Origin of the sequence: Rothia mucilaginosa ATCC 25296 (assembly GCF_000175615.1) — a bacterium.
Taxonomy (GTDB): Bacteria; Actinomycetota; Actinomycetes; order Actinomycetales; family Micrococcaceae; genus Rothia; species Rothia mucilaginosa.
Map to the genome: position 1 here is coordinate 188,504 of NZ_ACVO01000017.1, position 26,171 is coordinate 214,674.

Sequence of the window (26,171 nt, forward strand, 5' to 3'; positions counted from 1 at the left end):
CCGGCGCAAAATAGAGCAAAAATTCTATAAATATGAGTGCCCACAATACGGATGCACGGGCACCCGGTATAAAAGCAGGGCACCCCGGGTTTACCCCAGGATGCCCCGCTCACAGCAGGTAGCTCAGCGCGTACTGAGCCCGCTACATATTCTTAGTGGAAGAAGTGGCGGGTACCGGTCAGGTACATGGTCACGCCAGCAGCCTTAGCCGCCTCGATAACTTCCTCGTCGCGGATCGAACCGCCCGGGTGCACGACGGCACGCACACCGGCGTCCAGCAGCACCTGCAGGCCGTCAGCGAAGGGGAAGAACGCGTCGGATGCAGCAACCGCACCGCGGGCACGCTCGTTACCTTCACCGCCGAGAGTGTTCGCGCGCTCCACCGAGAGCTTGCAGGAATCCACGCGGTTCACCTGGCCCATGCCGATGCCCACGGCGGCACCGTTATCAGCAAGCAGAATAGCGTTGGACTTGGGCGAACGCAGTGCACGCCACGCGAATTCGAGGTCGCGCAGGGTGGCCTCGTCGGCGGGCTCGCCGGCAACCAGGGTCCAGTTCTTCGGGTCGTCACCCTCAGCCTGCAGACGGTCAGCCTCCTGGAAGAGTGCGCCACCGGAAATGGGGCGGTACTCAATAGCCTCGCGGGCAAAGTCCTCGGGCAGAACCAGCAGGCGCAAGTTCTTCTTCTCGCGCAGAATCTCCAGCGCCTCGGGCTCGAAACCGGGAGCCACAACAACCTCGGTGAAGATGCCCTTGACGGTCTGAGCCATAGCGGCGGTCACCGGGCGGTTAGCGGCAATCACGCCACCGTACGCGGACAGCGGGTCGCAGGCGTGCGCCTTCGCGTGAGCGTCTGCAATCGGGTCAGCCGCGCCGGGGGTTGCCACAGCAATACCGCAGGGGTTGTTGTGCTTGATAACGGCAACAGCCGGCTCGTCGAAGTCGTAAGCGGCACGCAGAGCAGCGTCAGCATCAACGTAGTTGTTGTAGCTCATCGCCTTACCGTGCACCTGCTCCGCCTGAGCAATGCCGGGGGCAGCGGCGGGGTCAACGTACAGGGCGGCACGCTGGTGCGGATTCTCGCCGTAACGCAGGGTCTCGCTGCGCTCGAAGCCCAGGCCAGCGTACGGGGGCCAGAAGTTAGCGTCCTCATCCTGCAGGAACTGGGATGCGGTCCAGGTAGCCACGGCGGTGTCGTATGCGGCGGTGTGGGCGAATGCGCCAGCGGCAAGGCGGCGGCGCTCGTCCAGGGAGAAGCCACCGTTCTTAGCGGCCTCAACGGTGCGCGCGTAGTCGGCGGGGTCTACCACAATAGCGACGGCGTCGTGGTTCTTCGCGGCAGCGCGAACCATGGAGGGGCCACCAATGTCGATCTTCTCGATGATGGCGTCCTGATCGGCACCGGATGCAACGGTCTCAACGAAGGGGTACAGGTTCACAACCACCAGGTCGAACGCCTCAACGTCCAGCTCTTCGAGGGTGTCGATGTGCTCCTGCTTGCGGCGGTCAGCCAGAATACCGGCGTGGATGCGCGGGTGCAGGGTCTTCACGCGGCCTTCGAGGCACTCGGGGAAACCGGTCACTTCGGTGACCTCGGTGACGGGTACGCCTGCTGCCGCGATGGTGGATGCGGTGGAGCCGGTGGAGACCAGCGCGACGCCAGCCTCGTGCAGGCCGCGGGCGAAGTCCTCCAGACCGGTCTTGTCGTAGACGGAAATGAGGGCGCGGCGCAGGGGCACGCGATCGAGCTCAATGAGAGACACAAATACTCCGATGCTTTAGACGTGCACGCCGGTTCTCGACGGCACAGCTGGTGGATGGACGTAGCCTGCCCGGATAGACAGGATATGTGTGGGGGTATTCCCCGCCGCTGTGCGTGACGCTAAGGTGAGCGCGTCGAATGGGCACAACGGAACGTGTGTGGGCGGCGGGGTTTGAGCTCGGCTCATTCCGCCGCGAAAAATTTAGTGGGCGAAATTAGCTGTCAGATGCAGTGCCGCGGGATTCAGCGAGAGATGCGATGGTCTGCACGAGCAGGCGGCGCTCCTGCACCTTAATGCGTTCGTGCAGGGTCTCTTCGGTATCGTCATCCAGAACGGGCACTGCCGCCTGGGCGAGGATGGGGCCGGTGTCAACGCCCGCATCCACAAAGTGGACGGTCAGGCCGGTAATCTTCACGCCGTGCGCCAGGGCGTCACGCACGCCGTGCGCACCCGGGAAGGAGGGCAGCAGGGCGGGGTGGGTGTTAATAATGCGGTTGCTGAAACGCTCGACCAGCTGCGCGTCAACAATGCGCATGAAGCCGGCGAACACAATGTAATCGGGGTCGTAGGAAGCGATCTTTTCTTCCAGCGCGCGGTTCCAGGAGGGGCGGTCGGCGTAGTCGCCGGGCTGCACCAGGAAGGTGGGTACACCCGCCGCCTGGGCACGTTCAATACCCAGACAGGGCTTGTCGGCGCCCACTGCCGCAATGTCGAGGGGAAGCTCGCCCGCTGCTACAGCGTCGAGGATGGACTGAAGATTCGTTCCGGAGCCGGATACCATAACCACAATTCGCACCCGACTAGTATAACCCGTCTCACACCCTTATCCAAAGGGGGTAAGAGGTTCACAACAGGCCCAAAGCCCAAAGGTGAGCACAAAGAAACCCCGGCGGGATGAATCCTCACCGGGTTTCACTGGAGTTCATGGGGGGGGTTTATGGGGGTTCATCGGGGTTTGCTGGGCGCAAACTCAACAGGTCGCGAACTCAATAGGTCGCGGGCGCACGGGACGGTACCCTTATAGGTATGTCTACTCCCCCGCAGAACACTCCAAACAACGCACCGCAGCAGCCCACCCCGAACAACGGTGCACCGCAGAACCAGCAGGTTCCGCCGCGAGCGCCGCAGCAGGCACCTCAGAACATGATGCCGCAGCCTCGAGGACCTCAGGGTAAGAAGCCGCGCAAGCCCATCGACCCCATCGAACAGCAGAAAGCGAATATTCGCACCTCGCTTATGCTGATTGCTGCCGCGCTGGTGATTTTTGCGGCGTCTTCCTTCGTGCTCTCCACGATGCCGCTTTTCTTGGCGCTCTTCATCTTCGCGCTCGCCGGCATTACCCTGAGCATTATTGCGATTGTGCGCACCGCCGTCTACCGCGGCCCCTGGTTCTTCTACATTGCCGCGGGCGTCAGCATTATCTACGGTGCGATGACCCTGCTGGGCGGTATCGGTCTTGCTCTCATGCCCGGCGCGCAGGAGTACCGCGAGTGCCGCGCCGCCGCGCTGACCCAGACCGACATGTACACCTGCGATCAGAAGTTCCAGGGCACGATGGACAAGCTCACCGGCGCATCCAGCTCTAGCTCTTCTACAGCTCGTTAGGGGTTCCGCGCGCTAGTTCTTCTTGCGGGCGTTAGAACCCTGCGCATTAGAGCCCTGGGACTTCGAGGAGCTGACATCCAGCGGGGGCAGTTCCACGGTAGACGCCTCATCGGTCACCAGCGGAAGGATGCCGGTCTGGCTACGAACCTCAAAGATGCGGCTCATCGCCTGATCGGCAGAGAGGACATCCAGCTCGCGATCCACAAAATCACGTTCTAGGTCGTTCTTCTGCTTCTTGCGTGCCGCCTTGGCCGCTTTCTTCGCCTCGCGCTTCTGCGCACGCTCAAGCGCGCGGTCGCTGGTACGATCATCGCCGGCGCGGTCCGGCGCGGCAGATTCAGCGTGGGCGGCATCAGCCGAGTTATCCTGCACTGATTCATCCTGCGCAGTGGCGGGCTGCTCAAGACCAAAGCCGAAGTACGCCATAATGCGGCTCGCGCGACCCTTCGAACGCGGCGCCTGCTCTGCGGGCTCTTCAACAGCGTTCTCACGCTCAGTAGCCACAGGTTCGGCAGCCTCGTAGACGGGCTCCTGAATCAGTTCGCGAGTCTCCTCCTCGGAGGGGTCATGAGCGTACACGGCGGGGTCATAGGTGCCGTGTTCGTCAGCAGTGTACTCGTTGGAGGCAGGCTCAACAGATGCTTCAATGCTCTCGTAATCCTCCGCCTGCGCAGAGTCAGCATGGGCAGAGTGCAGGTAATCGACCTGCTGAACGGCCTCAATCGGCTCGTACTCCTCAGCAGAGTGCTCTTCAGTAGCAGCCTCTTCGGAGGCGGGCTCTTCAGCCACCTCTTCGCGCTCTGCAACAATCTCGGCGAAAGCGTCCGCCGCCGCACGCTGCGCCAGCTGTTCGGTCGCCTCCACGGGGACGGCAACCACCGGCTCCTGCGGATGCACCGGAACGTGACCGGTCGCCACCTCAGACACAACAGACTGCTCAGATGCCACAGATAGCTCGGGCTCAGCAACATTCTCGGAAGCCTGCGCGCGTGCCGCTTCCTCAGCTTCACGCTCAGCGGCCTCACGTTCGGCGGCTTCACGCTCAGCGGCTTCACGTGCCGCAGCTTCCTCAGCCTCACGCTCCATACGCTCTGCACGCTCCTGGGCACGCTGCTCACGACGCTCCGCAAAACGCTCACGGCCCTGCGCAAAACGCTCACGGGTCGAGGCAGTAAAACTCATCAGACGCTCACCCAGGTTCGGGCGCTCATCCGCAAAACGAGGCAGCTCACGGCTGCTGTCCGGCACCAGGGCGCGGCTCAGCAACATACCAAAAGTCACGCCGGCACCCACCGTCAACGCGGTATGCGCCGCAAAAGTCAGCGGCTCAGCACCAACCTCTGTAAAACGACCAATACCCAGAGAGCCGTACGAAATCCAGCCCAGCCACAGGGCACCAAACGACGTCATAATACCGGTCATCACGCCCAGCACCACCGCAGAAATCAGCGCAGACAGCGGGCGGAACGGAACCTTCAGGGCAACCCACTCATCCAGGTGATCCTCACCCTCACGCAAGAACCACCAGCCAGCAATCGCACCGGCACCCAGCGGCACCAGCAGACCCACCAGACCGAACGTACCCATCGACTCGGGCACAGCACCCAGAATCGGAAGCATCGGCAAAGTACCAACATCACTACTGGTCAAACCAACCGAGGTACCCGCACCAAAGGAGAAACCGGCACCGGTCGACCACGCAATCGCATAAATCACCAGGTTCGGCAAGAAACCCAGCTGCAGCAAAGTCACCGCAGTATCACCCACAGCGCCCGCATGCAGCTCCTGGTAGGTGGCAACAATCTGCGACCAACCCGCCAAAATACCGATACCCAAAAGCACCGCACCCAGACCGACCAGCGCCACAAAAGCAACCACCGCAGCACGCACCACAGCCCAGGCATACGAACCCGCCCAACGCGAATACTGACTCATCTGCGAAATCTGCTCCGCAGTATCAACACCCACCATGCGCGAAAGCGAACGCGCCTCACGGTAGCCACCCCACATCAGACCAGCCACCACAATACCCAAAGGCACCAGGGCAGCATTCAACGCCTGAAGAGGCTGCGGATGCGGGCTCGCCCAACCGTACATCGCCGAACTAATCAGCGCATAGGTCACCGAACCGGACAGCACCGGAATCAAAAACTCACCCTCATACGAGGCGCGCGCCAGGCGACGACCCGAACGGTAACAGAGCAGCAGAGGCAGAATACTCAAACCCAGAGGCACCAGCGTCATCGTGCCGGCAGAAGCACCAAAAGCAGCCGCAAGATCCAGAGGAACACCGTGAATCAGAAGCCACAGGTGCGCCGACATGGCGGCCACGGAGGAGAACTCCATGTCGCCAAAACCCTTGGTCGCCCACACGGCAGACATTGCCGCAAACACAGCAAGCGCAGAGAACAGGGCAGTAACAATTAGCTCAACAACACCCTGAAGCCACAGAGGCATGGGCATGGAATAACGCGAGATAGGTGAGGTGCTTTTCATCGTCCTTCAATCATGCCACGAATTAACGACGAAACCCGCCTCCGATTAACACTCGAAAGCGGGTTCTCACAACTATTCACACAGGTATTCATCCAGACGCGCACGCGAGGGCGCGTATCAGGCGAAGTTTTACTGCTCAGTCCACGGGTTGGAAGCTTCAACACCCCAGGCACGGTACACCTGCGCCTTAGAAGAAATCAGCTCCAAATCATAGGCGCTCGCACTCGCCGCCATCAGACCCTCCAGGGCGGCGGTAGGCAGCGGACCGGCATCATCACGACCCACGGCATGCACGCCGCGCGGCGCCTGACGACCCGCCCACTCGAGGCTCACGCGCGCATCCACATTAATAACGTGGTCGCCAAAGCGCTCAAGAAGTTCGGTAATCCAGCGATCAGTTTCCGGGTAGGGATACAGGCCCTTCAACTCGCCAATGCTCAGCACAGAAATGTACATGTGCCGGAACGAGCGGCGGCGCAGAAAAGCGACCACGGCGGGGTCAGGATCCGCCTTACGGATCTCCGCAAGAACGTCGGAGTCCAGGAGCATACCGGAGAAATTCATACCCCTAATGCTACGCTACGCGCAGACCGGCGTACTCAATAGCGGGGATGCCCTCGGGGTTCGGCAGAAGAAGGAAGTTCAGGAACTCGTCGCGCTTAGAAGAAATGCGGGAGTAATCGTCAATGCTGACTGCGGTGTATCCGCCTCGCGCGGGGACAGCTGCGGCACGCAGGCTTTCCTGGTAGGAGCGGGAGGGGTTCAGAGAGATTGCTGCTTCGGTTGCAGAGCCGTTGTACATGTGACAACCTGCGCCGTGAGTGGCGCGATCCTTTCGCGTTGCTCTTGTCTGTACCAATTACCACCGGTTATTCCGGTGGTGAATACAAACCGCTTCGTCATCCGAGCCACCCGTGAACATGGGGTTGGCGTTCGACCATAGTCGGAGCTTATCAGTCGAAACTCTTGAAGCTGGGTTTAGCTTACAGCATTTTCTCAAGTTAAGTAAAGCGTTTTTTGAAAGAGATTTAGATTATTAGCGTTTTGGCTTGTGAGAACGTTTTAAATGGGGTGAATTTTTGATACTGCGCGGAATATCTTATGTGAATACCGGTGTTTTTATGCGTTAAAAACTCCCCCACCAAAAATACGGAATACACCCCAAACCACCGCTCAATAGTCGCTCCAGCAGCCAGTCTGACAGCCAGCCCGGCAGCCGCCAGCAAATGACCGGCGACAAGGCGCATACCCGCACAATACGCGATAATGAGCTGGTGAGCGCCAACAATCCCTTCCCCGAAATTCCCGTCACCGTACCGCAGATTATTCGCCAGGCCGGGCACCGCACCTACCAGCGCGGCGTCGCCTACCAACGCAACCGCGAAGTCATCCGCTACAGCTACGACGAAGACGAGCGAACCCTCACCGGGCTCGTCAACGGAAGCACCATCATCCCCTACGAAGTGACCATTCGCTTCTTCCCCGCCGTCAGCGGCTCCGCAACCTTCACCGCCCGCTGCACCTGCACCGTGCTCACCGACTGCAAGCACGCCGTAGCGCTCATGCTCACCGCGCTCGACCGCGCCTCCGTAGCGAAAAAGGCACTCAGCGAACACCCCGGACCGGTCGGTGTGCCCGGTGCCGCGGCAAAGGACGCGGCAGAGGCAAAGGGATCAGCAGATTCAAAGAGCGCGGACGTTGCGGAGGCGAAGAAAGCCGCCGACCCGCTTGCGGCGCTGCGCGCCTCCGGTGCGCTCACCACCGCTGCGAAGCTGCCCGCACCCGATGCAGCGGCTACCGAGCATGAAGATGCGCAGGGAAGCTTTGCGCTCAACGAGCTAGGCGCCTCCCCGGGCCTGCAGGCAGAGGCATCCACCACCAAAATCTCGGCATGGCGACGCGACCTCTCCTCCGTTCTTTCCGCACGTCAGGACCTTGCGGGCATCGATTCGATGCGCGTGAGCGGCGCCCTGGATTTCTCGCTGAGCGTCTCCGGCTCCTACGCGCGCGGCCGCAATATGCCCGGCGCAACCCCCAGCATTAACCTGCTCGCCCGCCCACTCATGGCATCCAAAACCGGGCGCTGGATCAAGGGCGGACTCAGCTGGGAAACCTTCGCATCCAGCGTGGGTGGCCCCGTCGGTCGGCACGAGATCTACCCCGAACACGAACGATTCTTCGCCGAGCTCTACTCGATTGCCCGCCCCTGGCAGAACATGTATTCCTCGCACCGCGACTGGATCTCAATCAGCGCTTCTGCCTCCACTCTGCTCTGGGACGTACTCGCCCGCGCGGAGGATATTGGCCTGCCCCTGCTCGTCAACGGTCGCGAAGTGAACTACGCCGTGCTGAGCCCCGCACAGGTGCGCCTGCACGCCGCCGCCAGCGAAGAGAAACATGCGGAAGGTACCGGGCTACAGCTTCAAGCCGCGCTCAGCTGGGAAGGACGCGAAGGCGAATTGTTGCGCCAGCTCTGGCTGCCCGCCGTGCACTGCCACCCCATCGGCACCCCGCGCACCGGCTTCTTTGCCCTGGGCGGGCTCGCCCAGCAGGAGTACGAGCAGGCGGCAAAGGCGGTGCACTGGAAGACCGCGCGCCCCGGCGCGCTGGATGAAGTGGGCCGCGAATCTTTCGTGCAAAAGACTGCCCAAAAGGACGCGCAGGAGGCGCCTACTGAGCCCTCTACCCCGAACATCAACCCGGCGCAGGGTGAACGGGTGCGCTACTCCCCCGCAGTACCCGAACTGCCCGAGGGTGTGGAGCTGGCGCTCATCCCCCTGGTCGAGCCGCTCGATGCCGCCTCCGAATCGCTCATTAGTGCCGGAACCGTGCACATTCCCGCCGCGGAACGCGCCACGTTCCAGAAAGAGTATCTGCCCGCGCTCAGCCGCTCCATTCCCTCGCTGACCCCCGATCCTGCGCTGGCGCTGCCGCGCGTGAAGCCGCCGCATCTGGTGCTTGACATCAGCTTTGACGAGCAGGTACGCCACGATGCGCAGCTGAGCTGGCATTGGGAGTACCCGCTGAACCCCTTCGCGGAGGACAGCGCAGAAGAGGCGAGCGCGCAGGAGGCGAGCACACAGAATCCTGCGGCGGGCTCCGATGTACAGTCCCTGCCCGTTTTCGGCTACCCCGGTGAAGAGGGCGGCGAGGTGCGCGATGAGCGTTTTGAGGCGCGCGTGCTGCGTTCGGTGCGCGCCATTCTTGCCGCCCACCCGGCGCTTTCCGGGCTGGAGGAGCGCCGCATCGAAGGCTGGGAGACCCGCGAGCTGCTCAGTGCGATTCTGCCGAAGCTTCGCCGTGTTTCCGCTGTTCAGGTGCGTTTTATCGGCACTCCGCCACAGTTCGTGGAGGCAACCGACGCGCTCATTGAAATCACCGTGAGCGAGGGCAATTCTCGTGACTGGTTCGGCCTGGGCATTGCGGTGAAGGTCAACAATTGGACTGTACCGTTTGCACAGATTTTTGAGGCGCTCGATCGCGGGGCGGACCGTATTCTGCTCGGTAACGGCACCTATTTCTCGCTGCGTCGACCCGAGTTTAAGACCCTGCGCACCCTCATTGCGGAGGCTCGCGAACTCGACGATGCGGGCGGTGAGCTGCGCATTAACCGTCACCAGGCTGGGCTGTTCTCTGAGCTGGAGTCGCTGGCGGCGAGCGTGCATACGACCGCGCGGTGGGATGCTCAGGTGCGTTCGCTGCTACAGCTGGTTGAGGGCCTGGAGGATGCTGAAGAGAGCGCCGAAGAGAACCCCGAAAAGGGCATTGAAAAAGCACTCGACAAGGGCGCTCAGGATTCCCCCGCGCTCCAGAAGACCTCTCGTCGGGTTATCGCGCAGCGCCCGGTACCCGCCGGCCTGCAGGCGACTCTACGCCCCTACCAGGTGGAGGGTTTCCAGTGGCTGTCCTTCCTGTACGAGCAGCGTCTGGGCGGTATTCTCGCCGACGATATGGGTCTGGGTAAGACCGTGCAGGCTCTCGCCCTGCTCGCCCACGCGATTGAGGAGCACCGTGCCGCCTCCGAACGTGCTGCTGAGCGCGGTGAGAGCGTCGAGCCGTTTGCGCCCTTCCTCGTGGTTGCGCCGACCTCTGTCATCACCAACTGGGCGGCGGAGGCGGAACGCTTCCTGCCCGAGGCGAAGGTCGTGACCATTACTGAAACCACCGCCGGTAAGACCCCGCTTGCCGAGCGGGTTGCCGGGGCTCACCTGGTACTGACCAGCTACACACTGCTGCGCATGGACGAGGACGCCTACACCGGCTACGCCCGCACGCTAGGCCGTACCGTTGACGAATTCGCGGGCGAGCAGTCCGCCCCCGAAGGCTGGGGTGCGCTCCTGCTGGACGAGGCGCAATTCGTCAAAAACACCGGCACCCGCGCCTGGTCCATCGCCCGCGCAATGCCCGCACGCACCAAGATTGCGATGACCGGCACGCCCATCGAGAACAACCTCATGGAGCTGTGGGCGTTGCTGGCGATTGTGGCGGACGGTCTGTTCCCTTCCGCCCGTGCGTTCCGTGACTTGTACGCTCGCCCGGCGGAATCCGGCGAGGACCCGGCGCACGCCGCGGCGACGGCTACTCGTCTGCGCCGGCGCATCCGCCCGATTATGTTGCGCCGTACCAAGGAGCTGGTGGCGGCGGAGCTTCCGGCGAAGAACGATACGCGCGTGAACCTACCGCTGGCTCCCGGTCACCGCCGCATCTATGACACTCACTTGCAGCGTGAACGCCAGAAGGTGCTGGGTCTGCTGGAGGATATGGATAAGAACCGGTTCACGATCTTCCAGTCGCTGACTCTGCTACGCCGCCTGGCGCTTGATGCCGCGCTGATTGATCCGGACGCCTACGCCGGGGTGTCGTCGGTCAAGCGCGACTACCTGGTTCAGCAGCTACCCGATCTGCTCGAGAAGGGCCACCGTGTGCTGGTGTTCAGCCAGTTCACCGGCTATCTCAAGAGCATTTCGGTGCGCTTGGCTGAGGAGGGCATCGGCCACCTGTACCTGGACGGTTCGACCCGCAACCGCGCCGAGGTTATTGAGGCGTTCACGAGCGGTCAGGAGCCGGTGTTCCTCATTTCGCTCAAGGCTGGCGGTTTCGGTCTGAACCTGACCGAGGCGGATCACGTGTTCATCATGGATCCGTGGTGGAACCCCGCCGCTGAGCAGCAGGCAGTGGACCGTATTCACCGCATCGGCCAGGACAAGGAGGTGCACGTCTACCGCCTGGTCGCCGAGGGCACGATTGAGGAGAAGGTCATGCAGCTCAAGGAGTCGAAGGCCGCGCTCTTCGATGCGGTGGTCGGTGAGGGCGAGTTCGCCTCCGCGGCGGTGACGGCTGAGGATGTGCGCGAGCTCTTTGCGCCGGCTGTCGAGCGGTAGCCGCCTTCGAGTCTGAGCGGTAGCCGCCCTCGAGCCTGAGGAGGTGTCTGGCGCCCGTCATTTTTGTCATTTGGTTACGCCTCCGGCTAGATTCACGCCCGATTCTGGCCCGGCTCTTCTCAACGGGGGCTCTGAGGCGTAGCCTTGAAAGACTACTTACGGAGGCGCCGCCTCCCCATAAATTCCGAAGGAGCATCATGAGCTACAACGTACCCAACGTAAAGTTCAACGACGGCCGATCCATTCCGCAGCTGGGCTACGGCGTGTGGCAGGTTGAGGACGAGGTCGCCGAGAAGGTTGTGGGCACCGCCCTGGAGATCGGCTACCGCCACATCGACACCGCCGCCATTTACGGCAACGAGGCGGGCGTGGGCCGTGCTATCGCTAACTCCGACGTGGCTCGCGAGGACATCTTCCTCACCACTAAGCTGTGGAACTCCGACCAGGGCTACGAGAGCGCTTTTGAGGCGTTCGAGGCGTCCCTGGAGAAGCTGGGCACCGACTACGTTGACCTGTACCTGATTCACTGGGCTAAGCCGCAGCAGGGCCTGTACCTGGATTCCTGGCGTGCGCTGATTGAGCTGCAGAAGCAGGGTAAGGTTCGTTCGATTGGTGTTTCGAACTTCCCCGAGGAGCAGCTGCGCGAGATTATCGAGGAGACCGGCGTGGTTCCGGTCATCCACCAGATTGAGCTGCACCCCTACTTCTCGCAGGAGGCGCTGCGCGCCGTGCACGCCGAGTACGGCATCGCGACTCAGGCGTGGAGCCCGCTGGGTAACGGTAGCGACCTGCTGCAGAACCCCGTGCTGGCTGAGATTGCGGAGCGCCACGGCGCAACCCCCGCGCAGGTCGTGCTGGCGTGGCATCTGGCTAAGGGCACCGTGGCTATCCCGAAGTCTGTGACCCCCTCCCGCATTGAGGAGAACCTGGCGTCGGTGAACGTGAAGCTGACCGCCGAGGACATCGCGGCTGTGGATGCGCTTTCCACCCCCGAGGGTCGTATTGGCGCTGACCCGGCGAACATCGACTTCTAAGGTGTAGCTCGGGCGTATAGCTCGATATACACCTGAATAAAGCCCCGACAGGCACGGATAGTGCTTGTCGGGGCTTTTGTGCGCTCTTGCGGGAGCTAAGGTTTTAGAGAATGCTCATTCGTGGATTGCTCAATAAGTCGGCGACCACTCTGTATCTAGCTCTCCCCCGCTAGTTCTCGTCCTCTACCAGCAGGGAGAGGGAGATGCGGCGGCGCACCGGGTCGACCTCCACCACGCGCACCTGCACGATGTCGCCGCTGCGCACAATATCGTGCGGGTTCGCCACGTAGCCGCGGCTCATCTGCGAGATGTGCACGAGGCCGTCCTGGTGCACGCCAATATCCACGAACGCGCCGAATGCCGCCACGTTCGAGACGGTGCCCTCGAGCACCATGCCGGGGCGCACGTCCTCGAAATGGGAGACGGACTCGGAGAAGCGGGCGGTGCGGAAGCTACCGCGCGGGTCCAGGCCGGGGCGGCGCAGCTCGGCGAAGATGTCCTCGACCGTGTACACGCCGGCGGTGGCTTCCGTGCTCTCCGGCAGGTGGCCGTCCTGTTCGTGGCTGCCCTGCACGTAGTCGGCTGGGTTTAGCCCGGCAAGCGGGTCGGTTCCGTCTGAGGTACCCAGGGCGCCGGCAACCCAGTGGGCGCCGTTGCGTGCCTGCGCGTCGGCAATAATGCGGCGCGCGAGCGGGTACGCTTCCGGGTGCACGGCGGAGGCGTCCAGCGGCTCCTCACCGCCGCGGATGCGGATGAATCCTGCCGCCTGGCGGAAGGTTTTCGCGCCCAGTCGCGGCACGTTCAGCAGCTGCTGACGGTTCGCGAAGGCGCCGTGTTCGGTGCGGTATGCGACGATGCGTTCGGCGGTTGCGGTGCCCACTCCCGCCACGTGCGCGAGCAGCTGCACGGAGGCGCTGTTGAGGTTCACGCCCACGGCGTTCACGCAGTCTTCGACGGTGTCGTTGAGAGCGCGGCGCAGGGCGGCGGGCGGCACGTCGTGCTGATACTGGCCCACACCGATGGACTGCGGGTCGATTTTGACGAGCTCGGCGAGCGGGTCCTGCAGGCGGCGTGCAATGGAGACGGCGCCGCGCACGGTTACGTCGTAGTCGGGCAGTTCGGCGGCGGCCAGGGCGGAGGCGGAGTAGACGGAGGCGCCCGCCTCCGAGACGGTCACCTTCTGGGGTGCTTCTGCGCCTTCATCGCGCAGGGTGCGGATTAGTTCGCTGGCGAGCTTGTCGGTTTCGCGGCTTGCGGTGCCGTTGCCAATGGCGATGAGTTCCACGCTGTGCTCGCGGCAGGCGGCGGCGAGCTCGCGCAGTGCTTCTGCCCACTGGTTGCGCGGGGCGTGCGGGTAGACGGTGCCCACGCGCAGCGGCTCACCGGTGCCGTCGACTACGGCGTATTTCACGCCGTGGCGCAGGCCCGGGTCCAGGCCGAGGGTGGTCTTGTGTCCGGCGGGTGCGGCGAGCAGAATATCGCGTAGGTTGGAGGCGAACACCTCGGTCGCGTGCTGTGCGGCGGCGTCGAGTAGCTGGTGGCGGATGCGTTCGGCAAGGCGCGGGCGCAGGTGGCTACGCCATGCGGTGCGCACGGTGGCGGCGAGCCAGCCGAGTACGCGGTCTTCGTCGTCGACGGTGTTGAGCACCTGCACGGGGATGCGTAGCGCGGCGGCGACTTCACGCTCGTATGCAGAACGGACGTTCTCGTAATTTTCGGCGGCAGCCTCAGCTTCGGCGCGGGCGGCACCACGCAGGCGGCTAAGCGCCACGGGGGCGGGTGCCACATCCACCTTGAGGCGCACCACACCGGCATCCTTGGCGCGGTGCAGCGCCAGCACGCGGTGCGGCGGAATGGAACGAATACGGTCCGAGAAAGCGAAATAGTCGGAGAACTTCGCACCAATGCTTTCCTGACCGGCAATCACGCGAGACTCAATCACGCCGCTTTCACGCAGGCGCTTGAGGAGCTTTTCGCTCAGCACCGGGTCGGTGAGGGCGCGGTCAACCAGAATCGCGCGGGCACCGTCGAGGGCCTCTTCGGCGCTGTGAATCTGCAGGGCTTCGTCCGCCTCTGCAACCTCAATGCTCTCGTCTTCGTCATCTTCGGTGCCGTCGGTAATGTACGCGGCGGCGATGGCGTGCGCCTCAGCGAGGGGCACCTCCAGCAGGTCTTCGACGAGGGAATCAAGCCCGGCGGCACGCGCCATCTGGGCGCGGGTCACACGCTCGCTGCGGTACGGGGCGTAGATGGCGTTCACGTCTGCGATAGTGGCGGCGTTCATGAGCGAGGAACGCAGCTGCAGCAGGGTGAGCGGGTCGATGAGGCCTTCGTCGGCGCGTTCGGTGAGCGCTTCGAGCACGCGGTTGCGGCGCTCTTCGAGGGCGCGGAGCTGGCCCAGGCGCGACTGGATGGTGCGCAGCTGGGTGTCGGTGAGGGCGCCCGTTGCTTCTTTGCGGTAGCGGGCGATGAAGGGTACGGAGTTGTCGGCGTCGAGCAGCGCCACGGCTGCGCGGATGCGGTGCGGCGCGATGCCGGTTTCTATGGCGAGCGCGTTGATGAGGTGCTCGGCAGGCTGCTCAGTCTTGCCGCCGGTTTCGTGTTTTTCGCGGTGTGCGGCGCTGCTGGGTTCGTTGCCGGCGGCGCTGCTGGGCGCGGGGTGTGCAGGTCGATCCACGCGCGGGCGGATGCTGCTCGGGAGAGGGTGTTCGCTCATCCTTCCAGTTTCGCATATTTCGCCGCGGCTCATGGGTTGGCCGGTAATGCTGAGAAAAGAGTCAGCGCGGGGCGTATTTTGCTCGCCTGTGCGGGTGCGGGTAAGCGTATTTTTCTATCGCATCTTCTAGTGCAGATTACGAGTCTTTACGCACATTTTGCCCTGTGGGTGCGCTAAATATTGTCATCTTTCCGTAAGAAACCGTGTTAGGGGTTCACATATTTGAATAGTGCTTAGTTTCAGCGATAAATTTAGATAAAAGAGCATATTTTTTGAAAAAATATCTCTTATTCGTGCAGATAAGGGGTGGCCTCACACCACGCAAACGCCCTTATCTGCGTGCACACATTCAGGGTTTCGGCGGCACGGTACGACAAGGTGCCGCCACATCCCGCAGATGAAAGAGGGACCCATGCGCGAACAAGCCGCGCTATCAAACGCGCCGGAGGGCTACTTAGATTTTCACGACGAGTACGCGGAACTCATCGCCGAACTCGCCGCGCTGGGGTTCACCCCTACCCAGGTTCTCCGCCGCCTCAACTTTCTGTACCCGCACATCAACAAGAAGTACCTGAACTATGCGCTGAGCTCCGGCATCTGGCAGTTTGGCCCGGTCACGGCAGACGCCCCGAGCTACACGGTGCTCGCATGTGGCCTCTGGTACGTTTTCGCGGAAGCCTACGATCTGCCTCCGGAGCCCGAGTACGCGGCGCTGATTCTTGATTGCGATATTATTCACGACCTGCCGTCCGCGCTGGAGGCACGCCACTTCAACAATGAAGACATTGCGCACGTTCTGGCGAAGATTGGTGCAACGCTCAAGTACCTTGCCGCACACCCCTACTCCCAGCTGGAGGAAGAAGCCTACGCGCAGACCCTCGAGGACATCCGGTTGCGCGGCTTGGAAGAAATCGGCACCGAGGGCGGTAGCCTGTACACCCTGCTTGCCGCCAGCATGGAGGGCGAATCGGCGTGGCCGGCACCGGTTCAGACCGTCAACGATTACCTCGGCGACGGCGACTGGTCCCTGGGCATGCTCCGCACCGGCATCTACCCGGCAGAAGCGCTCGAGAACGAGTGGTATATCGACGCCGCGGCGGTACCCGAGGATTTTGCGCCGAAGACTCTGAGCCTCTTTTTGAGCTATTGCGCCCGCTACGACCGCGAGCCGACGGCGCTGAACTACGGCTACTGGTCTACCATTCCCACGCTCATTGAGCAGGTGCCGCCCCTGGGTGCGGTACGCGCCAAGTTCGGCTCCTGGCAGACAACCCTGCATCGCGGACGCACGCAGATTGCCCGCGAGCTACGCCTGTGGACGAGGAACGAAGCCAACGTAGCTGCCGTGGAGGCGAGCGCCACTGAGTCGAACGAGGCCGAGGCGAGCGCCGCTGAGGAGCTTGAGCTCCTCGACGCTGAGCTGACTAACGCTGAGCTGACTAACGCTGAACTCACCGATGCAGAACTAGCAGAGCCGGATACCCCGGACGGCTCCCCTGCGGGCGCTCCCGCAGAATCGGCAGAACCCGCACGTCTGAGCGCCCGCGAACTCACCGAGCAGGGCATCGGCGTGGTGCAGACCGCCCACACCGACCTGGCGGCGTACCACCGCACCCAGTGGGAGCAGACGGTGGAGGTCTTCGGCGAACGCCTCGCGCAGCTTGCCTGGAACCGCCGCCTGAGCACCTACTACTTCTTCGACGGAGCCTGCCTGGAAGACGCCGACCCGACCCCCGTGGTGACGGTTTTCCGTTCCCCCACCGGCTTCCTCTGCGAGCTTGAACCCACCGTCGAGGCGCTGCCCGCCTTCGACCCGGAGTTCCTACAGGAGCACGGCTGGAGGCACCCGGTACCGGTGCATGCGCTGTGGAACCTGCACGCGCTCGACCCGCTGGAGGCAGCTGCCGCCGTCATTGAGGCGATGCGTTCCGGTTGCGGTTGTGAACGCTGGGATTTCTACCGCACCGATGATGACAACGACCCGCTTGCCGAAGAGGCTGAGGTGGCGCCCCTCTAAGCGCACTCCCCCGAGCCTCTCGGGTTCATCTCTAGAGCCTCTCGGATTCATCCCTGGAGACAGCGAAAGCCCGCGTCCCCGCTCCCTGAGAGGAGCAGGTGACGCGGGCTTTACGCGTACGCTGATAGCCGGTACTGGCAACCAGTATGGCTTAGCGTGGGTGTTTAGCGTGCCGAGAAAATCTCGGACGCCTCCACAATCGCAATCTGCGCGGTGCGGGTCGAGATTGCTTCGTGGCGGCGGGCATCAGCGCGGCGTTTGAAGACCCAGCCGATACCCAGAATCACGAACCAGACGGGCATCGCGAGCAGACCCATGAGGGTTTCCTCGTTCATGGTCAGCACACCAATGGTGAAAGCGAAGAACGCCAGCGACAGCCACGCGGAGAAACGGCCGCCGGGCAGACGGAACTTCGACTTCTTGTGGCGCGAGGGGAACTTCTTGCGGTACATCAGGTAGCTGACCATAATCATGGCCCACGCAAAAATCACGAGCACCGCAGCCACGGTGGTGACCAGGTTGAACGCACGAGAGATCGAGTCGCCCGCGTAGAGCAGCACAATCGAGGACAGCAGCATGACGGCGGAAAGGAACAGCGCGTTACGCGGCACACCGTTCTTGGAAATCTTGCCCAGGAACTGCGGTGCACTGCGCTCGCGTGCCAGGCCGAATGCCATACGCGAGGTGGAGAAGATACCGGAGTTCGCCGAGGAGGTCGCGCTGGTAATCACCACGAAGTTGATGATGTGCGCGGCGATACCCAGGCCCGCCAGAGTGAACATGGCGACGAAGGGACTCTTATCGGGGCTGACCAGGCGCCAGGGGGTGACCATCAGGATGACGGCGAGCGCGCCCACGTAGAAGACCATAATACGTACCGGCACGGCGTTAATTGCCTTGGGCAGGGTCTTTTCGGGGTCCTGGGTTTCTGCGGCGGTGGTACCGACGAGCTCGGAGCCCATGAACGCGAAGACGGCAATCTGGAATGCACCGAGGAAGCCAATCAGGTGGTTGGGGAACATTCCGCCGTCGTTCCAGAGGTTTGCAACGGATGCCTGCGCACCACTGGGCGAGGTGAAGCCGACGGCGATCATGCCGCCGCCAACGATAATCAGGGCGACGATGGCGACGATCTTAATCATGGAGAACCAGAATTCGATTTCGCCGAAGTTCTTCACGGAGACCAGGTTCAGGGTCAGCAACACGCCGATGACAGCGAGCGCCGGGATCCATGCCTGCAGGTCAGGCCACCACATGTGCAGGTAGCCGACGATTGCGATGATATCCGCGACGGCGGTGACCACCCACATGAACCAGTAGGACCAGCCGAGGAAGAAGCCCGCCATGGGGCCGACGAGGTCGGTGGTGAAGTCAGAGAATGACTTGTACCTCAGGTTGGAGAGCAGAATCTCGCCCATAGCTCGCAGTACCAGGAAGATGACGGCGCCGATGAGCATGTACACGAAAATAACTGAGGGACCCGCCATGGAGATGGCGCGACCGGAGCCCATGAACAGGCCGGTACCGATGGCACCGCCGATTGCGATGAGCTGGATGTGGCGGTTGCTTAGACCGCGGTGCAGTCGCTCTCCCTGTTCGGGAGCTTTAGGATTCAGGCTGACGTTGTTCTGTTCAGTCACGACGTCCTCTTTTCAGCGGTTGTACCCCGTACCGCATGTGCCGTTACTGGAATAAGAATCGCTAGATCGCAGCAGGCACGGTCACTGTATGAATATGCGGCCATTAGCTTGCGGGGCGTCCCCGGATTTCGGGGCGAGGCTGGGTCTCTATCAAATACCGCGCGGCATTCGGAAGTGTCACGCTATCGATTGACGCGGAGTTTTTCTGAGAGCTCTCACAGCTACTTGGATAGTTATTCTACAGGTGTTAAGTGCAAGAAAACAGGATTTACGGCAAAAATGTGACCTATTTCTATTATTTACATCATATCAAGCGACGTAAAAAATGCCGCCCGGAACGTAAACAGGCAGGCACGAGGGCACGAGAAAGCCCCGCCTCCGCATCCCAAAAGAATGCAGAAACGGGGCTTACCAACAGCGCCGCAGAAAGAACAGAATTACTTCTGAGCAGCCTCTTCAGCAGGCTTCTCGGCGGCCAGTGCGCGAGCACGCTTCGCCGCATGGTGGCGGGTCAGAATCTCGTAGCCAATAGCCAGAGCGATGAACCAGATGGGGGTCAGCGCCAGACCGATTGCGGTGTCCGGGTACAGGCTCAGGGCGTAGACCATAACAGCAAAGAAGACCAGACCAAACCAGCTCATGCCAATACCCCAGGGCATCTTGTATACGGATGCCTCGTGGCGTTCAGGGAACTTCTTACGGTAGACCAGGTACGCAATCAGGATCATGCTCCAGGTGAAGATACCCATCATCGACGCCACGGAGGTCACCACGGTGAACGCCTCCATAATGCCGCTACCGGCGTACAGCATGACCAGGCTGAACAGCAGCAGCACGGTGGTCAGATACAGGGCGTTGGCGGGCACACCGTTCTTGGTGAGCTTACCCAGTGCGGAGGGGGCGGCGCCGTCGTGTGCCAGACCGTAGACCATGCGGGAGGTCGAGAAAATACCGGAGTTCGCCGAGGACGCTGCGGAGGTCAGCACCACGAAGTTCACCAGCGATGCGGCAACAGCAATGCCCGCCAGGGAGAACATGCCCACAAAGGGGCTCATGGACTTATCCAGCTTGTCCCAGGGGGTCACGGCGAGGATGGTCATCAGCGGCAGGGCGTAGAAGAGGCCAATGCGGAAGGGTACCGCATTAATTGCCTTGGGCAGGGTGCGTTCAGGGTGTTCGGTTTCCGCCACGGCGGTACCGACCAGCTCAGCACCCACGAAGGCAAAGAGCGCAATCTGGAAGGCACCCAGGAAGCCCGTCAGGCCCTGGGTAAAGATACCGCTACCGGAGGGGCCGGGGCGATCCCAGAGGTTTGTCACAGAGGCGACGGTACCGTCGGGCGCGGTGAAGCTAAAGGCAACCATGAGCGCACCAACAATAATGAGGGCGACAATGGCGACGATTTTAATGACTGCGAACCAGAATTCGATTTCACCGAAGTTCTTCACCGAGGGCAGGTTCAGCAGCAGCAGAGCCACGATAACGGTCAGCGCCGGGATGAAGGCTGGGATTTCCGGCCACCAGTATTTGATGTAGCCGGTAATGGCAATGACGTCCGCGATACCTGTGACGACCCAGAAGAACCAGTACGACCAGCCGACGAAGAAGCCGGCGCGCAGGCCGAGGATGTCGGTGATGAAGTCGGTGAAGGACTTGTACTTGGGGTTGGAGAGCAGAATCTCGCCCATGGCGCGCAGAACAAAGTAGATGACGCTACCGATAATGGCGTAAACAAAGACGATGGAGGGGCCGGTCAGGGCGATGGTCTTTGCTGAGCCGAGGAACAGGCCGGTGCCGATGGCGCCGCCAATAGCGATCAGCTGGATGTGTCGGTAGCTTAGTCCGCGCTGAAGCTTGGAGTGCTCAGCTTCGGAGTCTAGGCCGGTGACGGAGTTGTGCTGCATTGGCTGCTGTGTCACGTATTTCTCTTTCCTGCGTCGATTCGCCCTAAATTTCACTCGGGGGCGAGTCCGGGTGGTTGGTATTCGTGCATAATCCTGAACGGCGCGCCAGGAGGCGGTTCCCGCGCTTCCCGAGCCGGCGCGGTACGCTTGGGCTTGTGGGCTCCGATTTCGCGGGGCTTCCGACTTCTTGCATCGCCGATAAAGGGTTATGCAGAGAATGCATAATTTCAAATTTTACCCCCTCATACCCACACAAGTACAAGGAATACAACATCACCAGATTTTTGAGACGGGGCGATTGAGACGGGGCGAGCCTGTGGTATCTCTCAGCCTCCACCCGGAACACGCCCCGCACCACCCCTGAGCCGCCGCACTTTTGTCTGCGCGCTAAATTTCTGTGTTTCTCAGACCGGCATACGCCCGGCTAGTTCAGCGTCATGCCCGGCTAGTTCAGCGTCACGCCAGCCCCGCACGCCGCGAAACCGCACGGTGTAGCGGCGCTACGCTATTCTTTTAGGTATGTCTACTGAGAACACGCAGCCTAGCCAGGCACCCGAATCCACCGAAGAAAAGGCCAAGAAGCCGGTTCCCGAGGAATTCTTCCGCCAGCCCTACTCCTTCGTCCGCCGCGGCGACCGCCTCACCGCGCGCCGCCAGAAGGCGTGGGACACCTACTCCCCCACCCACGTGCTGGACATTCCGCGCCTGCGCACCGACACCTCCGTCGCGCCCGAGGCAACTTTCGACCCGGTTAAGATTTACGGCCGTGAGGCGTACCAGGTCGTCGAGATCGGTTCCGGTCTGGGCGAGGCGATTGTGCACCGCGCAGCTGAGGTGCCCGAGGCGAACTTCCTCGCCGTTGAGGTGTACACCCCCGGCATCGCGGACCTGCTGCTGAAGATGGGCAACGCTGGCGTGGAGAACGTGCGTGTGGCTCAAGCGAACGCACCCGAACTGCTCGACAACATGCTCGAGGAGAACTCCGTGGACGAGCTGTGGGTGTTCTTCCCGGACCCCTGGCACAAGTCCCGCCACCACAAGCGCCGCCTGGTATCCCCGGCGTTCGCTGATAAGGTTGCGCGCGTGCTCAAGCCCGGCGGCATTTGGCGTCTGGCGACTGACTGGGAGGAGTACGCCCTGGTCATGCGTGAGGTTCTGGAGGCGCACCCCGACTTTGAGAACGTGAACCCCGGCGCTGGTGCGACTGAGGAGGATCCGCTGGGTGGTTGGGCTCCGCGTTGGGAGGGTCGTACCCTCACCAGCTTTGAGCGTAAGGCTCAGGAGGCGGGCCGCCGCGCGCACGATCTGACCTACCGCCGCAAGTAAGCGGAGTAGCGCCAGTTACCGCCAGGTGGTTTCCCGCCAGCGCGCAAAGTGCATATAGGTTAAAGGAGGTGAGGCTCCCCGATCATTCGGGGAGCCTCACCTCCTTAACGGTTAGTTTTAATAAGTTGTTTCTTCCTCAGAAGGGGGGAAGCTTGTTTCCTGTAAGTGATGAAGACGCTCCTCCTGATATTTTTCTAAAGATTCCCTCACTTGTTCCAGAAGCCTCTGCGCTTCTTGGAGAATATTTGGATTTACACCAGATTTATCATTCACATCAATTTTCTTTTTATCAAATCCTTTATATTTTCTTTCGCAAGAACTATGCTCGTATTCTTCAAATTTTTTTAGACTTTCCCCATAGTCCGAATCATTGAATATTCTATAATTTTCTAAAATTTCTTCACTTAGACTATCTCCCTTATTTTTAACCGGAATAAAAAATAAAGGAAATTTTTCAGGCCCTCCATCCCCAATAGCGCAACCCTTCAGCTCATGAAAACCGAGAAAAAGAATATCCCTTTCCTCGCTTCCAGTTCTTAAAATACACTTCGCCAGATTAGGAGACAGAACAAAATAGTGGGGTCGAGAATGCTCGGCAATTCTAAACCCAAGATCAACCTCACGACCTATGAAGTCTACATGATAATCATTTTGAATAAATCGAAGGTCTTTTTTATAATTCGAAAAAACCTCCTCAGCAAGAAGGTCAAGAAAGGACGGATCCCCCATTTGTTTTTCAAGATATTCCTGCTTTTTCTTCTTGCCAACACCATTTTTTGCGATAAGATTCCAGGAAAAGTCCCACGGCTCCCCTTTTGATTGCAACAAGAAAGCATATCCGTGAACCCCCATAGATTCTGTAGAACTCATACCTTCAAGAGTCACAACAAATTCATTAACATATTTTTCAATATATTGATTGAAAGAGTTATTTGATTCCTCAAATGGAATGACTCTAAAATAGATGAGCTCATCACCTCGCACTCTCCATAAAAACCATCCATCTTCACAATCATCCCCATCTCGCGAGTCTTTGTCTCGCAAAAGAATATTAAAAGTTTCTAAAAAGTTTGCGATCTGAAATTTTCCGGACCCTGGATTTTGAACTTTCAAAGCCGTGGAACCTTCAATATCAACACCACACACAAGCACAGCCCGAGGTGTAATAACCTCGGGCTGCACCTCATTTTTTTGACGCCCCTGATTACCTTCAGACATTACCGATTAGCCCTAAAGAACGAGCCCGAACCTCAGCAGCTGCGACAGAAACGCCAAATTTTTCAGCAACAATAGCCAAATCTTGCCCACAATTTTCATAAATTTGTTTAAACTTGTTCTCAGGCATTAGCAAATTTGCGGCAAAAACATTTGCCTCATACTCTTGATAACCCCCAACAGCAACACTTGTCCTCCGATAAGTAGTTTGAGGATTTTTTGAAATATTCCTCAAATAGTGAATAAAATAATGTCCAATCTCATGAGCAATAGTAAATTTTTGTCGCTTCTTCCCATCAAATGCCGAGACGTATATCTCAAATGAATTATCATCAGGATTTACAACCATTGAATTACCATTCATCTTTATGTATCCAACCTCATACACTGTACCGCCTAGACTTTCTACCAGCTTTACAGTATCTAGATTCAATTCTTTTTCAGATACACCTTCACCTATAAATTGATTATTCAATTTCTCAGCTATATATTTTACGAGCTGCATATTTTCCACAATTAAACACCTACCTTACAAGACTCAAAGAAATAAATACAGGAACTAGCAAAATGACATTAATAAATATAAAAAATTGAAGTCGACCAATAGCAGAAAATTTCTCACTGGCAACGAAGCCTAATACAGATATTTGCTCACTAAGATATTCTTTTTTCTTATCTTCACTCAGGCTATCCAAATCTACAAGTTTTTTACCGTTCACATATGAACCATAGTAAAACACATTTCGACTACTAGATTTTCCGTCGTATGCTTTCGTGTAAGGTTGTAATGCACTAAAACCATACCCAAAAGATACTAGTACAGAAAGAGCAAATACGATGTTGGAAGTTAAAGTACAGGGGTTCCAGACATCCTGTTTAGATAGAAAATTGGGAACAAGCGCTCCATAAGCAGCGACAATAACCCCCTGCACAGTCAACAACATCTGAATCTTAGAGTCACCGTGCCTAATCCATTCAGTAAAATGCTGGATGATTTGCCACCTCTGTTCGTAGCTCAACCCTGTCTCTTGCTCGACGTCGTAGCGGTCAATCGCCTCAGCCATTTTCTTACCTCCTTCTGATGATGCTAGCGGTTGTGTGGAAGATTTCAGAGAGTATCCACCTAACCAGAAGCACTACTGCCAAATTGCTCTTTTCCCTTGAACAAGATGCCAAAAACTGCTTCTGTGTACTCACCACTCTACCGTTTATCTAGACCCTATGCTCCCATTTTCGTCGCTGCTACGAATAATGAAGCCATTATCTTAACCCACCTGAGCTATGAGATTTAAGGAGGTGAGGCTCCCCGGTCATTCGGGGAGCCTCACCTCCTTGTGTGTGGGTCTGAGTGCATGCGGGCGGGGGTCTACCCTACCTCGCTCGCACAACGCTAAGACGCACAAGCCTATATGGGCGGCTGACTAGCGCAAATGAGCTAGAACAGCCGAACCGTTTATCCCAGTGTAGCGGGTTTAACCGGTTTAGCGCGGCGGCTTCGTATCATCCGCCGTAGCCGGCTGGTGACGCTGACGGTACAGCACCACAGCCGAAGAACGCTGACGAGGCGCTGGGCGGGTACCGCGGGCAATATGCACCACGTCGCCGCTGGTACCGGCAGCGAACACGCGCTCCGCCAAGCCCAGCTTCACCTTCGCATCCTCAACCTGACGCTGCAGCGCCGCAATCTGCTCCTGCTGCTCCTCCACGAGGGACTCCAGCTCAATAATGCGGCGAATACCCTCCAGGGAGACGCCCTCCTGCGAGAGCTGCTGAATCTGCTGCAGACGGTTCACGTCACGCTGCGAATAGCGGCGCGCCTTACCGGGCGCACGCGAAGGCTGGACCAGGCCGATGCGGTCGTACTGGCGCAGGGTCTGCGGGTGCATGCCCGCCAGCTCAGCCGCCACAGAAATCACGAAAACCGGCAGGTCCACGCTGTGCAACGGCTTGCCGCTACGGGACTTAGATGATGATTCTCGAGATGCCATGGTTTACTTCGCCTTCTTCAACAGATCCTTACGCGGGTTCTCCTGCGGTGCCAGTTTTACGAACTTATCGAACGCTTCCTGCGCCTCTGCGCTCAGCTCAGTGGGCAGAACAATCTCCGGGATGACCAGCAGGTCGCCGTCGCCGCCCTTAGCCTTGAAGCCGCGGCCCTTGGCGCGCAGTCGGCGGCCGACCTGGCCGGGTGCCAGGCGCAGCTTCACGGTGGATGCGTCCGGCAGGGGCACCTCAATCACTGCGCCGTCGACGGCCTCGGCGAGGGTGACGGGCGCGCGCATAATCAGGTTGTTGCCCTCGCGCGAGTACACGGAGTCATCGGAGACGCGCACGGTGACCTTCAGGTCGCCGCCGCGCAGGCCCTTGCCGCGCAGGCGGACCTTCTGGCCGTCCTTAATGCCTGCGGGGATGCGTGCCTCGGTGTGGGAGCCGTCCGGCAGGAACACGGTCACGGTCGCGCCGGTGTATGCCTGGGCGAGGCTGATGCGGGTGCTGGTGGTGCTTTCTTCGGGGGCTGCGTGCTGTGCGCCGCCGAAGCCGCCGCCACCCATGCCGCCGAAGTCGGCGCTGGTGAAGCCTGCGGAGCGTCGGGAACCGCCAGCGCTACCGCCGAAGAGGCCACCGAGCAGGTCGTCAATGTTGATGCCTGCGCCGCCGTTGCTGAAGCCGCCGAATGCGTCCGCGCCGGGGTAGCCGGTGTAGCTACCACCGCCGAAACCACCTCCGCCGAAGCCGCCCATGCCAGATGCGCCGTAGCGGCGGATCTGGTCGTACTCTTCGCGCTGCTTCTTATCGGAGAGCACGTCGTATGCTTCCGAGATTTCCTTGAACTTCTTCTCTGCTGCGGCGTCGCCGGGGTTCAGGTCCGGGTGGTACTTGCGGGAGAGCTTGCGGTACGCCTTCTTGATGTCGCTTTCGCTTGCGTCTTCGCTGACACCCAGTGCCTTATAAAAGTCGTCGGTCAGCCAGTTTTCACTTGCCATGTTGTGTTTCTCCTTCTGCGGTGATGCGCCGCCCTCCTCGGTTACGGGACGGCTTGCAGGGGCACCGCGTACTTGTCTTAATACTCTATA

18 protein-coding genes and 1 riboswitch are annotated in these 26,171 nt (G+C 60.1%); of the genes, 5 read left to right on the top strand and 13 right to left on the bottom strand.

What is annotated here, in order from left to right; translation table 11 throughout:
* Nucleotides 1-152 precede the first annotated feature (152 nt).
* Nucleotides 153-1,763 carry a bifunctional phosphoribosylaminoimidazolecarboxamide formyltransferase/IMP cyclohydrolase gene (purH, locus tag ROTMU0001_RS07270; protein ID WP_005508976.1) on the bottom strand — a complete coding sequence of 537 codons (1,611 nt, stop codon included), beginning with the start codon at nucleotides 1,761-1,763 and terminating at the stop codon, nucleotides 153-155.
* A gap of 214 nt (nucleotides 1,764-1,977) precedes the next feature.
* Nucleotides 1,978-2,544 carry a phosphoribosylglycinamide formyltransferase gene (gene purN, locus ROTMU0001_RS07275; protein WP_044143211.1) on the bottom strand — a complete coding sequence of 189 codons (567 nt, stop codon included), beginning with the start codon at nucleotides 2,542-2,544 and terminating at the stop codon, nucleotides 1,978-1,980.
* A gap of 245 nt (nucleotides 2,545-2,789) precedes the next feature.
* On the opposite strand from purN, the gene ROTMU0001_RS07280 reads away from it, so the two are divergent.
* Complete coding sequence (locus ROTMU0001_RS07280; RefSeq protein ID WP_044143224.1) at nucleotides 2,790-3,368, top strand: 4-hydroxyphenylpyruvate dioxygenase; 579 nt, start codon at nucleotides 2,790-2,792, stop codon at nucleotides 3,366-3,368.
* Between the two features lie 12 nt (nucleotides 3,369-3,380).
* Here the strand turns inward: ROTMU0001_RS07280 and ROTMU0001_RS07285 are convergent, their stop codons facing one another.
* The 3 genes from ROTMU0001_RS07285 to ROTMU0001_RS07295 all read right to left on the bottom strand — a co-directional run bounded on the left by ROTMU0001_RS07285 (nucleotide 3,381) and on the right by ROTMU0001_RS07295 (nucleotide 6,666).
* Nucleotides 3,381-5,864 carry a cell division protein PerM gene (locus ROTMU0001_RS07285; protein ID WP_005508978.1) on the bottom strand — a complete coding sequence of 828 codons (2,484 nt, stop codon included), beginning with the start codon at nucleotides 5,862-5,864 and terminating at the stop codon, nucleotides 3,381-3,383.
* Between the two features lie 129 nt (nucleotides 5,865-5,993).
* Nucleotides 5,994-6,428 carry a PIN domain-containing protein gene (locus tag ROTMU0001_RS07290; protein WP_005508979.1) on the bottom strand — a complete coding sequence of 145 codons (435 nt, stop codon included), beginning with the start codon at nucleotides 6,426-6,428 and terminating at the stop codon, nucleotides 5,994-5,996.
* 10 nt (nucleotides 6,429-6,438) lie between these two features.
* Entirely contained in the window at nucleotides 6,439-6,666 is a 228-nt protein-coding gene (locus tag ROTMU0001_RS07295) for a hypothetical protein (RefSeq protein ID WP_005506796.1), read from the bottom strand.
* A 35-nt stretch (nucleotides 6,667-6,701) separates the two neighbouring features.
* Nucleotides 6,702-6,836: riboswitch (SAM riboswitch) on the bottom strand.
* Between the two features lie 254 nt (nucleotides 6,837-7,090).
* On the opposite strand from ROTMU0001_RS07295, the gene ROTMU0001_RS07300 reads away from it, so the two are divergent.
* The gene (locus ROTMU0001_RS07300; RefSeq protein ID WP_005508980.1) at nucleotides 7,091-11,245 is read left to right on the top strand and encodes a DEAD/DEAH box helicase; all 4,155 of its coding nucleotides are present in this window, start codon (nucleotides 7,091-7,093) and stop codon (nucleotides 11,243-11,245) included.
* Between the two features lie 197 nt (nucleotides 11,246-11,442).
* The gene (locus ROTMU0001_RS07305) at nucleotides 11,443-12,279 is read left to right on the top strand and encodes an aldo/keto reductase (RefSeq protein ID WP_005508981.1); all 837 of its coding nucleotides are present in this window, start codon (nucleotides 11,443-11,445) and stop codon (nucleotides 12,277-12,279) included.
* Nucleotides 12,280-12,448: 169 nt separating this feature from the next.
* Here the strand turns inward: ROTMU0001_RS07305 and ROTMU0001_RS07310 are convergent, their stop codons facing one another.
* Nucleotides 12,449-14,995, bottom strand: coding sequence for a helix-hairpin-helix domain-containing protein (locus tag ROTMU0001_RS07310; RefSeq protein WP_245534292.1), 2,547 nt, complete (start codon nucleotides 14,993-14,995; stop codon nucleotides 12,449-12,451).
* A 412-nt stretch (nucleotides 14,996-15,407) separates the two neighbouring features.
* Here ROTMU0001_RS07310 and ROTMU0001_RS07315 point away from each other — a divergent pair, with 412 nt between their 5' ends.
* Complete coding sequence (locus ROTMU0001_RS07315) at nucleotides 15,408-17,012, top strand: hypothetical protein (RefSeq protein ID WP_005508985.1); 1,605 nt, start codon at nucleotides 15,408-15,410, stop codon at nucleotides 17,010-17,012.
* A 164-nt stretch (nucleotides 17,013-17,176) separates the two neighbouring features.
* On the opposite strand, the gene ROTMU0001_RS07320 is transcribed toward ROTMU0001_RS07315, so the two are convergent.
* Nucleotides 17,177-18,652 carry an amino acid permease gene (locus ROTMU0001_RS07320; RefSeq protein ID WP_005508986.1) on the bottom strand — a complete coding sequence of 492 codons (1,476 nt, stop codon included), beginning with the start codon at nucleotides 18,650-18,652 and terminating at the stop codon, nucleotides 17,177-17,179.
* 437 nt (nucleotides 18,653-19,089) lie between these two features.
* Entirely contained in the window at nucleotides 19,090-20,556 is a 1,467-nt protein-coding gene (locus ROTMU0001_RS07325) for an amino acid permease (RefSeq protein ID WP_005508987.1), read from the bottom strand.
* Nucleotides 20,557-21,075: 519 nt separating this feature from the next.
* Here ROTMU0001_RS07325 and trmB point away from each other — a divergent pair.
* Complete coding sequence (trmB, locus tag ROTMU0001_RS07330) at nucleotides 21,076-21,882, top strand: tRNA (guanosine(46)-N7)-methyltransferase TrmB (protein WP_005508988.1); 807 nt, start codon at nucleotides 21,076-21,078, stop codon at nucleotides 21,880-21,882.
* 117 nt (nucleotides 21,883-21,999) lie between these two features.
* Here the strand turns inward: trmB and ROTMU0001_RS09125 are convergent, their stop codons facing one another.
* The 5 genes from ROTMU0001_RS09125 to ROTMU0001_RS07355 form a co-directional block, all read right to left on the bottom strand.
* Nucleotides 22,000-23,100, bottom strand: a complete 1,101-nt coding sequence (locus ROTMU0001_RS09125; protein WP_145988399.1) for a hypothetical protein — start codon at nucleotides 23,098-23,100, stop codon at nucleotides 22,000-22,002.
* Nucleotides 23,093-23,602: an ImmA/IrrE family metallo-endopeptidase gene (locus tag ROTMU0001_RS07340; protein ID WP_049327880.1), complete on the bottom strand. Its 510-nt coding sequence runs from the start codon at nucleotides 23,600-23,602 to the stop codon at nucleotides 23,093-23,095. Before ROTMU0001_RS07340 ends, ROTMU0001_RS09125 begins: the two co-directional genes overlap by 8 nt.
* Nucleotides 23,603-23,621: 19 nt before the next feature.
* A complete protein-coding gene (locus ROTMU0001_RS07345; protein ID WP_044143276.1) occupies nucleotides 23,622-24,161 on the bottom strand; it encodes a Pycsar system effector family protein in 540 nt (179 codons plus the stop codon).
* A gap of 417 nt (nucleotides 24,162-24,578) precedes the next feature.
* Nucleotides 24,579-25,085 carry a heat shock protein transcriptional repressor HspR gene (locus ROTMU0001_RS07350; protein ID WP_044143282.1) on the bottom strand — a complete coding sequence of 169 codons (507 nt, stop codon included), beginning with the start codon at nucleotides 25,083-25,085 and terminating at the stop codon, nucleotides 24,579-24,581.
* A 3-nt stretch (nucleotides 25,086-25,088) separates the two neighbouring features.
* Nucleotides 25,089-26,081: a DnaJ domain-containing protein gene (locus tag ROTMU0001_RS07355; RefSeq protein WP_005508991.1), complete on the bottom strand. Its 993-nt coding sequence runs from the start codon at nucleotides 26,079-26,081 to the stop codon at nucleotides 25,089-25,091.
* Between the last annotated feature and the right edge of the window lie 90 nt (nucleotides 26,082-26,171).